The sequence below is a fragment of the uncultured Sneathiella sp. genome (assembly GCF_963976355.1).
Taxonomy (GTDB): Bacteria; Pseudomonadota; Alphaproteobacteria; order Sneathiellales; family Sneathiellaceae; genus Sneathiella.
On sequence record NZ_CAXBKA010000004.1, the window covers coordinates 302,046 to 316,679 of the forward strand.

A 14,634-nucleotide genomic window follows, 5' to 3' on the forward strand; every position below is an offset into this window, starting at 1 on the left:
ATAGCAGAAAAATAGTCGGCAGGTGGCAGTGCGGCACTACGCGCTTGGCTGAACGCGCCTTCCGGCAAGGCACAACGATCCTATACCTACCGCTGCCTTATTATTGTCATCCTTGATACCGACTTACAGGATGAAGGAGACGGGGAACATTGGCAAATCCCCAAGCTATAAAGGCCTATCTCTGCGCACCCTTATTAGAAAGGAGCAAGTATAATGAGTGACAATATTTATTCTATTACCGAGCTGGTTGGAAGCTCATCCACTTCCGTTGAGGACGCGATTGAGCAGGCAATCGCCAAGGCGTCCAAGACCATTCGCAATATCGAGTGGTTTGAAACAAAGGAAATCCGGGGACATGTCAAAGACGGGGCGGTTGCTCACTATCAGGTTATCCTGAAACTTGGGTTTCGCTATGAAGACTAGCCGACATTGAGTTTCTTTTTATCAACCGAAGGAGGATATGATGGCAAACAAACCGTTTGATCTCGATAAATTACGCGAAGACCCGGCAGATCACTATGATACTCCGCATGATGTCCTGAATGACACCAATCTCACGCCGGAAAACCAGAGCGAAATTCTGAAAGCCTGGGAAGATGATATTCGTGCGCTTCTTCGGGCAGAACAGGAGAATATGCCACCGGCAGAGAAGCCGACAAGCACGGCGGAACTGCTCTCCAACATTTCAAACTTGAGAGCTCAGCTAGCGGCCAAACATCCTGAAAGCTGATCATGTTTCAGGATCGTCACCCTGTCAGGCGTCGGGGTGACGATACGAGCTAAGCTTATTTTCCGGAAAAATTGGCGGGCCGCTTTTCAAGGAAATGTGCAACCCCTTCCTTGAAGTCCTCGCTCGCGAAGCTTTTCAACATCTCCTCATTTCCCGTTGCAACGGCCTCACTCAATGTCTGGAACTGGGCGGTATATACTTGACGTTTCATCACCGCCATCGAACGCGGAGAGACATTATTTGCAAGATCTTTTGCATAAGCGATCACTGCGGGTAGCAGCGCATCGGCGTCATGGACCTGATTAACAAGCCCAAGCCTCAAGGCCTCCTCCGCTGTTACCTTGCGCGAAGACAACAAAAGATCAAGGGCCGCGGAATGACCGATCAGCTGAGGTAACATCCATGAAATCCCATGCTCCGCAATCAGGCCCCGCTTGGCAAACGCCGTCATGAAGACAGCCTCCCGACTGGCGAACCGCATATCGCAGTAAAGCGAGATAACCATACCGAGCCCGGCGGCGGGCCCGTTAATTGCACCAATGATAGGTTTGCTGATAGATGGGAAATAAGAATATTGCGTTTGGAAATCAGCCCGGATCGCGACGTTATAAGGCTCGGTTCCGTATACTGCGCCCGGTTCGCGCTTTTCCGAGCCATCCTCGATCCCGCTAAGAAGATCCATATCGGCGCCTGCGCAAAAGCCCCTCCCTGCGCCGGTCAGCACAATAACGCGGATACCATCGTCTTTATCCGCGTCTTCCACGGCATTGCGAACTTCCCGTTCCATGATCCGGGTCCAGGCATTTAGTTTGTCTGGCCGGTTAAGAGTTACAATCGCAATTCCATCATTTTTCTCAAACATTATATGTTCATACGCCATTGTGGTTCCTTTTTATTTTTGACGGAATATTACCCTAACCGAATTTAAGAATGGCGTCTTCTCGTGTTTTGATTTTTCATTGCGGACATACCGTTCGGATTGATCCCAGTATGGCGAATCAGACTGAAATTCATCAATTTTCCATTCCTGAACAATAGAATCAATAAATTGAGGCGGTTTTCTTTCGCTTTACCGGTTAAATACCGCTATCTGATAGCATGCGGCTTTTCCCAAATTCAATTTTTCCGCATCCTATTGAAATTTATAATTTAAACAAAACAGCCGATGCTTCTTTTACTACGCATCCAGCAGATAGACTATGCAAAAAAACTATCTTGTTTACGGGCCAGTTGAAAACAATTCTCAAGTTTATTCCCCGTCTGTGATTTTTAACCTATCATGACAACCGGGGGATAAATTTATGAAATATTCGCGTAAAAGCCAATTTCCGGTTTTCCCCCAATTTTCGAAAGCAGTTTCATCTTTCGAGGATATTTTTAGCCGATTGGCAATCTAGAGGAGGGGAAGAGAAGATGGCAACAACACTGGTTATTGGTCTTGACGGCCATAAATCGGGGGAGCGCGTACTTGAGTATGGCAAGCGACTTGCTGGCCTCATCAAGGACTGTGAGCTTCTGGTCGTCTATGTCGTTGAATGGTCACCCTATTCATTCCAGACACCTGAAGAAAATGCAGAGCGGCATAAACGCCGTGAAAACGAAATCTCTACCGCGATGCAAAGGGTCGTCGATCCTGCGGTGGAAGAGTTGAAGAAAGCGGGCCTTCAGGCGCGTGGTGTCGTTCGGCACGGTCATGTCGCAGAGATCCTTAATACGGTCGCCAAGGAAGAGAATGCCGAGCAGATTATTATCGGCCGCTCTTCCAGCGGCGGTTTGGCCGAGCGCTTTTTCGGAAGCTCAACGTCCAATCTGGTGATGAGCGCACATGTCCCGGTAACGGTGATTGGATAGAGGGGGTTGTTATGAGAAAAGTATTTACAGCATTGTTTGTACAGATCGCGGCAATGCTCGCGGTCAGTCCTGCGTTTGCCCAAGAGGCAATGACGTTGGACCAGAAAGTCAATGAAGCATTCGCGACAGTCACAGGGCCCTTTGTCGGCCTGATTTTTGCTCCCATTCCGGGCACCAGCTTTCCCTGGATCGTCATGTGGCTGGTGATTGCGGCATCAATTTTCACCATTTATTTCGGTTTCGTACAATTTCGCTTTTTTGGACATGCCATCAGCTTGGTAAAAGGTGATTATTCCGATCCGAACGACGCAGGTGAAGTAAGCCATTTCCAGGCGCTTGCGACCGCACTTTCCGGCACGGTTGGCCTCGGTAATATTGCTGGCGTCGCCGTTGCCGTTGGCATCGGGGGGCCGGGCGCAACATTCTGGATGATCCTTGCCGGACTACTCGGCATGGCCTCAAAATTCACGGAATGTACCTTGGGTGTGAAGTACCGTAACGAATATGAAGACGGGACCGTTTCCGGTGGTCCGATGTATTATATTTCGAAAGGGTTCAAAGAACTTGGCATTCCGGGTGGCAAGCTACTCGCCATTCTCTTCGCTATTTTCTGTATTCTGGGATCGCTTGGTGGCGGCAATATGTTCCAGGCCAACCAGGCCCATGCACAGATTGCCGGCATCGTAGGCGAATATCCGGGCTGGATTACAGGTGTGGCCTTCGCCATCATCGTTTTTGCCGTTATTGTCGGCGGTATGAAGTCAATCGCGCGGGTAACGGAGAAAGTTGTCCCGTTCATGGGCATCATGTATGTGGCAGCCGCCATTATCATCCTCATCGTGAATTATGATCAGATTGCCTGGGCTTTCGGCCAAATTTTTGAAGGTGCCTTTACAGGTCTCGGCATCGCCGGTGGATTTGTCGGCGCGCTGATCCAGGGATTCAAGCGGGCTGCCTTCTCTAACGAGGCCGGTGTTGGTTCCGCTGCGATTGCGCATTCCGCCGTTAGGACAAAAGAGCCTGTCACGGAGGGAGTTGTATCTCTGCTGGAGCCTTTCATCGATACAGTTGTCATCTGTACCATGACGGCACTGGTTATTACGATCACAGGTCAATTGATTATTGATCCGGCAACTGGCAATTATGTGCTTGATGGATCATCAATCGCAACGGTGGGTGGCACCTCGGGCGTTGCTCTGACATCTGCGGCCTTTGGTTCCGCGATTAGCTGGTTCCCGTATGTTCTCGCGATCGCGGTAATTCTGTTTGCCTTCTCAACGATGATTTCCTGGTCCTACTATGGCCTGAAAGCCTGGACCTACCTCTTTGGTGAAGGGAAAACGACGGAGTTGATCTTCAAGCTGATCTTCTGCGCCTTCGTGATTATCGGCGCAGCGGCAAGCCTTGGACCGGTTATCGACTTCTCTGATGCGGCCATTTTCGCCATGGCTGTCGTCAACATCTTCGCGCTTTACTTCCTGATGAAGATTGTAAAAAAGGAATTCTATTCCTATCGCGAACGTCTTGCTTCCGGTGAAATCCGGAAGTTTAAAAACTGATACTGCCGGAGGTGTCCTTTTCAGGACACCTCCAATTCACGCCCTGAACTTGCGCCGCAAAGACTTATAAATTAATGTCATTTCCTCGTTCGCAGTAATAAGCAACAGTATATTAAAATACGCCTTCTACACTAACAGCCTACGGAATTTTCTGACATGCGAAGACTGATCTCTGCCGCACTTCTGCTCTCTTTTATCTTTATGGGCACCGCCGTTGCCGATACTGCCGTCGACAAAAATGTCTCCGATTCAATGGCGGACATTGAACGATATGAACAGCAGTTCGCAGGGAAAACGAATGTCAACAAGAGTACGGTAAACCGGACATTAAAACTGTTGAAATTGACGCGTCAGCGGCTCGACAGCGCAGCAGATCATTCCCAGCCAGCATGGAAGGCGGCGGATGAACGCTATAATGCTCTGGTAGCTCAACTCAATTCCCTGCTTGATCCGTCCGCAAGCAGCAATACACAGTCTTCCCAGACTTCCACTCAGGCAAAATCCAGCTCGCAGCCGGCAGCTAAGGCCAATTCCCAAACGACATCCGCACAAATGATTTCCCATCAGCGTGTCCAGGTTAAAAAGCTCAAACGGGATGTCGAAAGCGCCATGGATACAGTAGACAAGGCGGGCCCCAAGCCGTTCCAGGATCCGGGCTATGTCGAAAAAATAGATAACGCGCTCGACAAATATCGTACGGCTCTCGGTCGGTTTTCCGACTTCGCTGAAGACCCGGATGTCGTCGCGGCCAGCAACGCCTTTCAAAAATTTGAAGCAATGGCTCAGTTCGGTAAAGATCATGCCGCAAAAGAGCTGGCGGAACTTGGAAATGTGCAAGAACGCCTGTCGGCTATCAATGCAGAAATTAGCGGGCTGGCCATCCCCAATACACCACAACAACCCTTTAAAAATGGTGAGTTGGCAAACTGGCTCCGATCCCTCGCCGCAGCCCGAAAGGCAGCGATACAAATCTATCAACCCCTTCCCGAGATTAAGAAACGGGCCTATCTGCCTGAAACCCGCGCAACTGTCGAGGAAGGCGGTGCCTATGACATCAGAGATGTGGACAGGATGGAGCGATACCTCCGGGAAGTCGTCGGCAAAATTGATAATGAGGTAAATACCTTTTCCGCCAACCTGACGCGCAACGTCGAAATAGAAGCCGACAGCCTGTCCTTCTTTGATGGATTCGATCCGTCAGATCGTCAACAACAAGCCCAGCATTTCCTGACGGAAGGCCGTGCCGATGAGGTCCGGCAGACACTCGCAGGAAAGCGCCTCCTGGTTAGTGAGGCGGCGGAATATGCGAAGCTGCTCAAGCATGATACATATGAAGAGAGAGTTGCTCTCCTCGCACGGATCGACGATGTGGTTGGACGCTATGAAGAAAACTACAATAAAGCGCGCCAACTGGTCCGTATGCCCAAATCCGCGACCGACGATACTGAACTGGTCGAGATTGCAATGAAAACCCTGCAAAACCCCGACTATGATTATGTTGGAGAGATCAAGCGCCTCGTCGTCAATACGGAAAAGGTCCATCGCACCGAATCCACAAGCGAGACTCAAATTGACGATGTTGATGTGAGCTCCAGTGGCAAAATCACTATGAGCGGAACGGAAACGACCTATTTCTACGAGTGGGATCAGTATCAGGTAGCGACGGCGGAGCCGGTTGGCGATAAATTCTATATCTTTTACTCAACATTAAAGAATTATTCCTCGGGCGCCAGCAACACGCCGCTTAATAAATGGATTATCAGCAACCGAATTCAGGGCAGCGAGATACCGGAGGAAAATATAGAGCTGGACTAATGTCAACCATGAGCGAAACGGGCTCACCTTGCATCGCTTAAAATTTCCGCAAGTTCGATGAAACTGTCGACGTCATAGTCAAAAGATACGGGCTTCTCTTCGACGAACCCATCAGGGCCATATTCAAAAGGGCGATTTACATACGCTGTCTCGAAACCCGCATTACTCGCGCCGATTAAATCCTGCGCATGGCAAGCAACCATCATAATTTCCGATGGATCGAACTGAAGAAGTTCTGCGGCATCATGATAGATCGTTGGATCCGGCTTCACTTTCTTGAAAAAATCTGCCGAGATAATCCCATCCCAAGGCAACTCATTGCATCGGCTTATATCCAGAAGACAACGGATATCCCCGTTGGAGAACGGAAGAATCATGAAGTCTTTCTTGAGCAGCAAGAGCCCTTCGCGCGCATCGTCCCATGCATCAAGCCGGTTCCATACTCTGTTAAAATGAGTGATCTCGGAATCACTCAAGCCGGTCACGCCATATTCATCCAGCAGAGCAGTAAGTTTGTTCCTGTGAATTGTTTCAGTTGGAGTAATGGCTGCATTACCAGAAGAAATCTCGCCAAGTGCCTTGAGGTAACCTTCCACCCGCCATTTCGTCACAAATTCGCCCCACGGAACAGGTTGACCCAGCTTTTCGGACAGCTTCTGGCCTTCCCTTGTTACCGAGGAGTACCAGTCCACAACTGTGCCAAACACATCAAAATAAAGTGCTTTTACTCTATGCGAGGACATTGAATTTCCTTCATCAAACTGAAAAGCCTTATTATAGGCAAATTTCAGATGTTTGTTACATGTTCGATATGGAGTGGAAGACTCTTACTTCTCATCTTTCTGAACAAGTACTTATATGTTGCCTGAGTGTAGGTTTTTATGGCTGCGAAATTCGAATAAGGATTAGAATTGGTACTCAGGTTTAGCGTTGCGTCACATTTGTCTGCTATTTTGAATTTTAACCAGTAAGGATGAGAGAGAAAACAAACGGTATGCAAAAATTTAATTTTTATGCTTTATCACTGTCGCATTAATTGCCAGTTGGTTTTTATGAAATCATTTCAAACACTTGATGATATAAAGTCATTCTGGGCAAGCGAGACGCCAGATGCGCCAGCCTTGCTCGCAAAAGGTCGGCAGCCGCTCACATACCTTGGATTGTCTGAGATCGTCGATGAATTCCGTAACTTTCTGTCGCAAATCGGTCTAAGTCGAAATGACCGAATTGCCGTTGTTCATTCCGGCGGAGCAGACATGTCCGCCGCGATGACGGCGCTCGCCTGCAGTACGACGGTCGCGCCGCTGAATCCCGCTTTGACCACGGGTGAATTCTATCTACATTTTCGAGCCAAAAAGATTAGCGCACTTGCAATTGAAAAGGGGCTGGACTCCCCTGCGCGAATAGCGGCTGAAAAACTGAATATCCCAACTCTGGAAATTGAGAAGCAAAATCCGGAAATCACCGGAAGTATATGTCTTACAGGAGAGACGGCAACAAATGCAGCAATTGCACCACAGGCTGCTGAAAAGGATGATCTGCTGGTTATTTTTTCCACTTCCGGCACTACCAGTTATGGAAAATCCGTCCCACTATCACATCATAATATGATGCCGCGGTTAGCCAATATGGCGAAGATGCTTGGACTGACCTGTGAAGACCGAATGCTGAATATCATGCCTCTCTTCCATACAGGTGGCTTTTCTGCTGGCATGCTCATTTCGCTTTATTCTGGTGCCAGTTTTTTCCCTATCAGGAACAATGATGTCGATCTTTTATTTCACTCCCTTGTCGAAGCACGGCCTACAATAATTTCCGGAGGCTATACGATCTTTCATTCTATTGAGAGAAAAGCGCCTGACTACAGGGAAACTATTGATTCCATTAAGCCATCACTCCGCATGTTACGGACCGGAACTGGGCATCTTGACGAGAAAGTGTCTCAAAACCTGAAAACAATATTCGAAACTCCGGTTGTCGAAGCCTACGGATCGGCAGAAACCAGTTTCATGTCCTGTACCAACCTTCCGCCGCTGCCCAACAAACCGGGAAGCGTCGGTCAGCCGGACAGAACCCGGATTTCTGTAATTGATGAGCACGAGGCGCCGGTTCAGCCAGGGGAGAAAGGCGAAATCGTGGTCACACGCGCCACCTCGTTTGACGGTTATGAGAATAATCCCAACGCGAACCGTGAAGCGTTCACTAAGAACTGGTATCATACCGGCGATGAAGGTTATCTCGATGAAGATGGGTTTCTGTTCGTTACGGGCCGATTGAAGGAGATGATTAATCGGGGTGGCATTAAAATCATTCCAACCGAAATTGATCAAGCAGCACTGGAGCATGAGGCTGTCCGCGAGGCAGTCGCATATCCCCTGCCGCATAAAACGCTCGGGGATGATCTCGCGCTCGCGATAGTATTGGAAGCAGGAAAATCCGCATCAGCGAGTGAAATCAAGGCATTTCTGAAGAAAACTCTGGTTCCAAATAAAATCCCGTCCCATATTGTTTTTGTCGAAGAAATTCCGAAATCGGCAACCGGAAAGCCTCAGCGTCGCAAGCTTCATCATCAGCTCGACTCCGCGATATCCGATAGCTTCAATGTCCAAAACGATGTGCATCGTGTCAGCACCCTCAGCGAGAAAAAGCTGACGAATATCTGGCAACAGGTGCTTGAAAAAGAAGACATCGGCCCAAACGAGAATTTCTTCGCACTGGGCGGCGATTCGCTACAGGCTGTTGACCTTTTCATACGTATTGAAAAAGAACTGGACCGCAGCCTTCCCCGCGACATTTTATTCGAAGCAGGCACAATCCGTGAATTGGCACAGCTGATCGATGAAGAGCAAACCGCTTCCTGTATTGTCCCCATTCAACCGAACGGCAGCCGTCCTCCTCTTTTCTTTGTTCACCCCATTGGCGGTGAGGTGCTTGGGTATCGTGAGTTAGCTCGACATCTGGAAGCTGACCAACCATTTTATGGAATTCAGCAATTTCACTCCGGAGACGATTTCGCTCGCTACGCCTCTATCGAGGACATGGCGGACTTCTATCTGGGCGAAATACGTGAACTCCAGCCCACCGGCCCTTACTTCCTCGGCGGTCATTCCTTTGGCGGACTTGTCGCCTATCGTATTGCCCAAAAACTTTCCGCCCTTGGAGAAGAAATAGCATTTCTGGGATTGCTGGACAGCTACCTTCCCAACAGCAAAAGATATATAACGCCACAGGAATGGCTAATACGACATTTCCGGATCTGGCTGCGTCTTCCCATGCGGGAAAAGCCGGATTATATGCTCCAGCGGATCAAGAACATTAACAAGGCTGTCACCAGTGCAGTAAGGCTAAAACTCCTTTCCTCAACGAAAGGAAAAAAGACGCAAAAAAAACGTCCTTTAAGCAATATAGACATCAACTCCCTGAATGCGCGGAATTACCATCCCACGCCTTATAACGGGAATGCCACATTGTTTCGCACTGAATTACCGATTTCCATTCATCCTGACATTCACAAGGAATGGTATAGACTTGTAAATGGCAATCTTGAAATTTGTGAAATTTCGGGCGGACATGTCGAAATAATGAAAGAACCGAATGTTCGCGAATTAGCATCGAAACTCACTGCCTATCTCGAAAAAGCACAAGTTGAGAAGCCTCTGCATAGCCGAGTGGGTTAGGCAATCATTCGAATAGTGACAGAACTCACCAAAACATAAATGTGCCGGTAGACCTTTAGTCAAAAATTGTACAGAATGACGACGGGCGCTTAAAAAATCAAATGTCACCTGCCACATGATGCGGCACGTGAATGGAGTTTCGAAATGAGTGAAACAGCAGCCTATGTACCTCCTAAAGTCTGGAAATGGGAACAGGAAAGCGGGGGCCGCTTCGCCAATATAAATCGCCCCATCGCCGGACCTACTCACGAGAAGGAGTTGCAGGTCGGCAAGCATCCAATGCAGCTTTATTCCCTTGGCACACCGAATGGTGTGAAGGTCACCATCATGCTGGAAGAATTGCTGGCAGCCGGCTTTTCCGGTGCGGAATATGACGCATGGCTGATTAATATCGGACAGGGTGATCAGTTCGGCAGCGGCTTTGTCGATGTAAACCCTAATTCCAAAATTCCAGCATTGATGGACCGCAGCGGCGACAAACCAATTCGCCTGTTTGAATCAGGGGCGATCCTGTTACATCTCGCCGAAAAATTTGGTGCCTTTATCCCGACCGATACGGAAGGCCGGGCGGAATGCCTCTCCTGGCTCTTCTGGCAAATCGGCAGCACGCCCTATCTTGGCGGTGGATTTGGTCATTTCTATGCTTATGCACCAGAAAAATTCGAGTATCCGATCAATCGCTTCGCGATGGAAGTCAAACGCCAGTTGGATGTCCTGGATCGTCAGCTCGCGAACACCAAATACATTGCTGGCGATGAATATACGATTGCGGACATGGCTATCTGGCCCTGGTACGGGGCGCTGGTACAGAACAAGGTGTATGAGGCCGCTGAGTTTCTTGATGCGTCAACTTACAAGAATGTCATCCGCTGGACTGAGGAGATTGGAAAACGCATCCCGGTTCAACGCGGCCGGATGGTCAATCGCGCCATGGGGCCCCTTGAAGAGCAGCTACGCGAGCGCCATGACGCCAGTGATTTTGAAACGAAAACGCAGGATAAAATAGAGGCGGCAAAGGAAACGAGCTAGCTTTTTAGTCTAGGCCTGTTCGTCCATATAGCCGGACAGGCCTTTCCAGGAAGGGACGTAATAAAATGACAAAAGACATTAACATTACCCCTTTTCAGCATATCAAACTGACCGTTGAGGCGCAGATACCGCTGGTACGCGCTATGGAGCGAGTGCTTGGACAGGAGAAAGCGCATGCGCTTGTGCGCGAAACACTGGATCAGCGCAACCGGGCCATTTCAGAAGTCCGTGCCAGCAAAGAGCCAACGACCATCCCGAAACTGGAAGCGGAGTTTGCCTCCTTCGGTATTGGTATCGACTTTGAGTTCGATGTGCAGAAACGAACCGACAGCGAATTTCATGTCGATGTTCATAAATGTGCGTATACCCAGATGATGGAGCAACTGGAGGCCCGCGATCTCGGACCGCTTTTAATCTGCAACTGTGATTTTGCGCTGGCAGAAGGTCTGGGGTTGGAACTCAAACGCGAGAAAACCTGCATGAAAGGGGATGGTATGTGTGACTTCCGCTTTCAAAAAGTCGCAAAGTAAGCGCGCTATTCCAAGCTATTTCTGAGTCCAGTTGCCGTTTTCGCCAAGAATCCAGGTCCCCTTGGGGGCCTTGCTCAGGATTTGTGCAGCGTAAACCCGTCCTACCTGATCAACACTCACATTCTGGTCTTTCGCACGCTTTACGTAAATTGCACGTCGCTGTTCGTTCAAGTTGTCGACAAACGCTTTTGCTGAGCTGCCCCGGGCGCGGGCAAATCCGTCAAACGCTTCCCCGACAGCTCCGGATGCACGCAGGTCATCAAGTTGATCCGCCCATGCGGCGCCGGAAAAAAGAGGCAGCCCTGAAACAATCACAGCAGAGAGCAGCGCACCACGAAGGAACGTTCTGCGATTCAGTTGTCCATTGATTTTTCCAGTTGGCATATCAGAATATCCCCGGATTATTGGTTATGTCGTCTTTTGCCTGCTCCTCGATCTTGAGGCGCACTTCAGCATCCAGCTTGATGTTCAGATTAATGGTAATCGGCTCCGAGGGTGCTTCGACCTGGACTTTTGGCGTACAGGATGCAGCGGCGACAAGAAAAGCCATCACACCACATATCATAAGAACAGTTCGTTTCGCCACAGGTTGTCCCTCACTAAACTCAGCGTCCATCAACGGTAGCACGGAGCGCTTTTTCCGACAAGAGATAGCCCTCCAGCACGGTATTAAATATCTTGTCGAGACTGGTCGTGAGATTGATGTTCAGAACCACCGGCCGATTGTTCTCGATTTCCGGATTGGCACCTTCAGCATGGAGTTTGACCGTATCTTCGCCGCTTTGCGTTTTTACGATTTCAATGGAGAGTTCGGAATATTGAAAATTCTCCAGTATGTCGAGGAGAAGCATTGCCTGTTCCCCGCCACCTTCCAAAGCCCGGCGGGCGGCTTCAGAGCTCATTTTCAAAACGCCCGGACCGTCCGCGGCCAACAACGCTTCATCAACGATCAGGCGCTTGCCACCAAAGACAAGCGGGACACGGCCGCTCACTTTACCCGTCGCCACGAGTTCTTCAACATTGCTGAGCGCCATCACCTCTTCAAGGTCAAGACTGGTAAGCTGCACTTCAATGCGGTTGGTTTCTGCTCCCGTATCGATAACGGCCTCATTTATGACAGCAGTCCCCCCAACCAATCCAAGTGCCATCCGATCAATAAATAGCTGAGGATCGCCATCTTCGGTTAGTACGCGAAACCGAATGACCGGTTCTTTCAGCGGAATACCGGCAACGGCGGTCTCCGCCGTAATTTCCTGTGGTGTTGAAATCGTGAGCGGGAGCAGTTCGTCGATATGTACTTTCCCGTTCATGTTAGAGACACTGCCGCCGGATGCTTCGACGCTCAGGTTGTCCAACAGTACCTCCGCTGAAGAATTCAGACCGCTTGTCGTCCAACTGGCCGTTGCATCAGTTGTTACCTGGCCATCAAGGATTACTCCGGCGTCAAACGAGACGAGGTCTGCAAGCTGAAGTCCGTCTTTTGCAAAAGAGATCGGCTTAACCTTTAGCTGAGCGCGTCCATCCGAAGAGCTAAGCGAATGACGGCCCGTTATCTCAAGGTATGACCCGAGAAAGTCTGTCGTGGCATCAAGCGTAAAGTCGAGATCATTCTCCCTTAACCGCCCGGTTCCGGTAACAGTCTGGATTTCCTTGAAAAGAGCGCCATCGCCGGGGGCTATTGTCAGCTTTGAAAGGGTCAGAAGACCCGATTGCACAGCTTGTAAATTCTGATGTTCTGCCTCAAATGAGGCCTCAAGATGCGGAATGGCAATTCCTTGCTCTCTAAATCGCGCGCTTCCCGCTTTCCCAACTATATCGGCTCGCACTGGCGCGTCTGCATCGGCTTGGTTGGCCGTAATTGCCAGGGTAAGCCCCTTAGCTTCTATATCAACATCTTGCCAGCCCCCGTCGGACAGCTCGGCCTCCATCGCCGATAGGACAAGCTTCCCGTCGTTCTCCCGGGTAATCTTCGCCTGCCCCTTCATAACACCGGACAAACTATCCATCTGCTTCAAGAGCGATGAAAAGCCCGACGGCATGATGCCCTGTGATCCAATGGTTGTGGGCGGCAAGCAAAGAGAGACATTTCCTGATCCGTTTTCGATTTGATACTGGGCCGCGAGATCGAGATCAAACTTGCCCATCTCGTCACGAACCGAACTGCTTATCGAAACTTCCTGACTACCCTTCATCTCGCCTGAAGCACTAAATAACAAGGGAGGGAAATAGGTAGTCGCGGCATTATGTGTCACGATTCCGTCAAGCGATGCCAGCTTTACCGTTTCCGCTAAATTGACTATGTCTAATGACGCCGCAAGGTCCTTGACAGCAAATTCCTGCCCCACATAGGACAGAACAGCGTCCAGTTTCGGAACCGTAACCTTCGTGTCCTGCGTTCCGTCCTCCAGCAGATATCGCCCGTTAATTTCAATCGGAAACCGTTCTGACGAAACACCTCCATCGCCCAATTCCACATACAGGCTGCTCATTTCAATTTCTGCCTGATATACCACCGCTTTCCCCGCAATTTCCGCCTTCGCCGTAAAATTCAGATTTCCGTCGAACAACGGCAGGTTGGCAGCATAGCGGGACAGATCGGAGGGTTGAAAACCGTCCCGCCGAAAGGATAAGCGGCTTAAAGAAGCCTGAACATTCCCGTTTCCGGTTGCCGTTTCATAATGTCCCTCGACTTGCGCAAGAGGCTTGCCTTCCGAGGTTTGCAAAGCCACTTGAACAGTTGCATTGCCATCAACCAGCTGTCCTGTTCCGGTGAGTGACAACGGCGCCCAATCGGGCCTGTCCACATCATGGCGAAACACTCCCTCCGAAAGCTCGACAGCGGCCGATTGAGCGGCAATATCTGCCTCAATGGAAAACTCTGTATTCTCGAGAAGTATGGGGCCGGCCGCTGTCTCGACGCGCGCCTGAAATACACTCTCCGCCTTCACTCTCTGGTCAGAGGACAGGTTTCCCGTAAAGGAACCGGAGAGGAAGAAGTTTGCGTTTTCCGCAACGATTATCCCCTTTTGCAATTGCATCTCTGGATAGGGGCGTTTTGTGTCCTTATCTACCGAGGCCCCTTCTCCATCCGCCATCTCGGAAATGCGCTTAAGCGCTCCCTGATCCGGATTCGAAATATCGAGTCGCAGCTCTTCGATATTAACGCCGTCAATCTGTCCTGACAGCAAGGAGAGGGGGCGGTAAGCCACCGTCACATTATTCACGGATATCTGGTCAGAGAGAGAGAGGTTTTCGATCCGGATATTGCCCGTCCCTACCGATCGGATGCTGAGCGACACCTCGTCAAATCCATAAGCGTTTAGCGCAATTTTTGCAGCGATTTCAAGAGCGGTCGCACGGAAAAACAAGGCGAGCGCCAGCAGCACTGCGACCAGGAGGGCCAAGCCCAGAACCGTCCTTCGGATATATCGAGTTTTCCTGCC

Annotated in this window: 13 protein-coding genes; 8 read left to right on the forward strand and 5 right to left on the reverse strand. The window is 49.9% G+C overall.

Going from position 1 to position 14,634, the window contains the following annotated elements; translation table 11 throughout:
* Positions 1–213: 213 nt before the first annotated feature.
* Positions 214–423 (forward strand): dodecin, encoded by a 210-nt coding sequence (locus tag AAC599_RS11675; RefSeq protein ID WP_340150575.1) that lies wholly within the window; start codon positions 214–216, stop codon positions 421–423.
* Positions 424–463: 40 nt separating this feature from the next.
* Positions 464–730, forward strand: a complete 267-nt coding sequence (locus AAC599_RS11680) for a hypothetical protein (RefSeq protein ID WP_340150576.1) — start codon at positions 464–466, stop codon at positions 728–730.
* A 55-nt stretch (positions 731–785) separates the two neighbouring features.
* Here AAC599_RS11680 and AAC599_RS11685 read toward each other — a convergent pair whose 3' ends face one another.
* Entirely contained in the window at positions 786–1,610 is an 825-nt protein-coding gene (locus tag AAC599_RS11685; protein WP_340150577.1) for an enoyl-CoA hydratase, read from the reverse strand.
* Positions 1,611–2,143: 533 nt separating this feature from the next.
* Between AAC599_RS11685 and AAC599_RS11690 the strand changes: the two genes are divergently transcribed.
* The 3 genes from AAC599_RS11690 (at position 2,144) to AAC599_RS11700 (ending at position 5,955) form a co-directional block, all read left to right on the forward strand.
* Positions 2,144–2,581: a universal stress protein gene (locus AAC599_RS11690; RefSeq protein ID WP_340150578.1), complete on the forward strand. Its 438-nt coding sequence runs from the start codon at positions 2,144–2,146 to the stop codon at positions 2,579–2,581.
* An 11-nt stretch (positions 2,582–2,592) separates the two neighbouring features.
* On the forward strand, positions 2,593–4,140 hold the full coding sequence (locus tag AAC599_RS11695) for an alanine/glycine:cation symporter family protein (RefSeq protein WP_340150579.1): 1,548 nt from the start codon (positions 2,593–2,595) through the stop codon (positions 4,138–4,140).
* A gap of 156 nt (positions 4,141–4,296) precedes the next feature.
* On the forward strand, positions 4,297–5,955 hold the full coding sequence (locus tag AAC599_RS11700; protein ID WP_340150580.1) for a hypothetical protein: 1,659 nt from the start codon (positions 4,297–4,299) through the stop codon (positions 5,953–5,955).
* Positions 5,956–5,978: 23 nt separating this feature from the next.
* Here AAC599_RS11700 and AAC599_RS11705 read toward each other — a convergent pair whose 3' ends face one another.
* Complete coding sequence (locus tag AAC599_RS11705) at positions 5,979–6,698, reverse strand: HAD family hydrolase (protein ID WP_340150581.1); 720 nt, start codon at positions 6,696–6,698, stop codon at positions 5,979–5,981.
* Positions 6,699–7,007: 309 nt separating this feature from the next.
* Here AAC599_RS11705 and AAC599_RS11710 point away from each other — a divergent pair, with 309 nt between their 5' ends.
* From AAC599_RS11710 to AAC599_RS11720, 3 genes are all read left to right on the forward strand, one after another.
* Complete coding sequence (locus tag AAC599_RS11710) at positions 7,008–9,632, forward strand: non-ribosomal peptide synthetase (RefSeq protein ID WP_340150582.1); 2,625 nt, start codon at positions 7,008–7,010, stop codon at positions 9,630–9,632.
* 144 nt (positions 9,633–9,776) lie between these two features.
* Positions 9,777–10,661, forward strand: a complete 885-nt coding sequence (gene yghU / locus AAC599_RS11715) for a glutathione-dependent disulfide-bond oxidoreductase (RefSeq protein WP_340150583.1) — start codon at positions 9,777–9,779, stop codon at positions 10,659–10,661.
* 65 nt (positions 10,662–10,726) lie between these two features.
* A complete protein-coding gene (locus AAC599_RS11720) occupies positions 10,727–11,191 on the forward strand; it encodes an L-2-amino-thiazoline-4-carboxylic acid hydrolase (RefSeq protein ID WP_340150584.1) in 465 nt (154 codons plus the stop codon).
* 15 nt (positions 11,192–11,206) lie between these two features.
* Here AAC599_RS11720 and AAC599_RS11725 read toward each other — a convergent pair whose 3' ends face one another.
* Genes AAC599_RS11725 through AAC599_RS11735 form a run of 3 tightly spaced genes read right to left on the reverse strand, consistent with a single transcriptional unit; the run spans position 11,207 to position 14,595 of the window.
* On the reverse strand, positions 11,207–11,575 hold the full coding sequence (locus tag AAC599_RS11725; protein ID WP_340150585.1) for a YdbL family protein: 369 nt from the start codon (positions 11,573–11,575) through the stop codon (positions 11,207–11,209).
* A 1-nt stretch (position 11,576) separates the two neighbouring features.
* The gene (locus tag AAC599_RS11730) at positions 11,577–11,777 is read right to left on the reverse strand and encodes a YnbE family lipoprotein (RefSeq protein ID WP_340150586.1); all 201 of its coding nucleotides are present in this window, start codon (positions 11,775–11,777) and stop codon (positions 11,577–11,579) included.
* Between the two features lie 19 nt (positions 11,778–11,796).
* On the reverse strand, positions 11,797–14,595 hold the full coding sequence (locus AAC599_RS11735) for a YdbH domain-containing protein (protein ID WP_340150587.1): 2,799 nt from the start codon (positions 14,593–14,595) through the stop codon (positions 11,797–11,799).
* Positions 14,596–14,634: the final 39 nt, after the last annotated feature.

Bases quoted from the DNA above. Each gene is read 5' to 3' on its own strand.
- AAC599_RS11675 (WP_340150575.1), top strand. From the start codon at position 214: ATGAGTGACAATATTTATTCTATTACCGAGCTGGTTGGAAGCTCATCC.
- AAC599_RS11680 (WP_340150576.1), top strand. From the start codon at position 464: ATGGCAAACAAACCGTTTGATCTCGATAAATTACGCGAAGACCCGGCA.
- AAC599_RS11685 (WP_340150577.1), bottom strand. From the start codon at position 1,610: ATGGCGTATGAACATATAATGTTTGAGAAAAATGATGGAATTGCGATT.
- AAC599_RS11690 (WP_340150578.1), top strand. From the start codon at position 2,144: ATGGCAACAACACTGGTTATTGGTCTTGACGGCCATAAATCGGGGGAG.
- AAC599_RS11695 (WP_340150579.1), top strand. From the start codon at position 2,593: ATGAGAAAAGTATTTACAGCATTGTTTGTACAGATCGCGGCAATGCTC.
- AAC599_RS11700 (WP_340150580.1), top strand. From the start codon at position 4,297: ATGCGAAGACTGATCTCTGCCGCACTTCTGCTCTCTTTTATCTTTATG.
- AAC599_RS11705 (WP_340150581.1), bottom strand. From the start codon at position 6,698: ATGTCCTCGCATAGAGTAAAAGCACTTTATTTTGATGTGTTTGGCACA.
- AAC599_RS11710 (WP_340150582.1), top strand. From the start codon at position 7,008: ATGAAATCATTTCAAACACTTGATGATATAAAGTCATTCTGGGCAAGC.
- yghU (WP_340150583.1), top strand. From the start codon at position 9,777: ATGAGTGAAACAGCAGCCTATGTACCTCCTAAAGTCTGGAAATGGGAA.
- AAC599_RS11720 (WP_340150584.1), top strand. From the start codon at position 10,727: ATGACAAAAGACATTAACATTACCCCTTTTCAGCATATCAAACTGACC.
- AAC599_RS11725 (WP_340150585.1), bottom strand. From the start codon at position 11,575: ATGCCAACTGGAAAAATCAATGGACAACTGAATCGCAGAACGTTCCTT.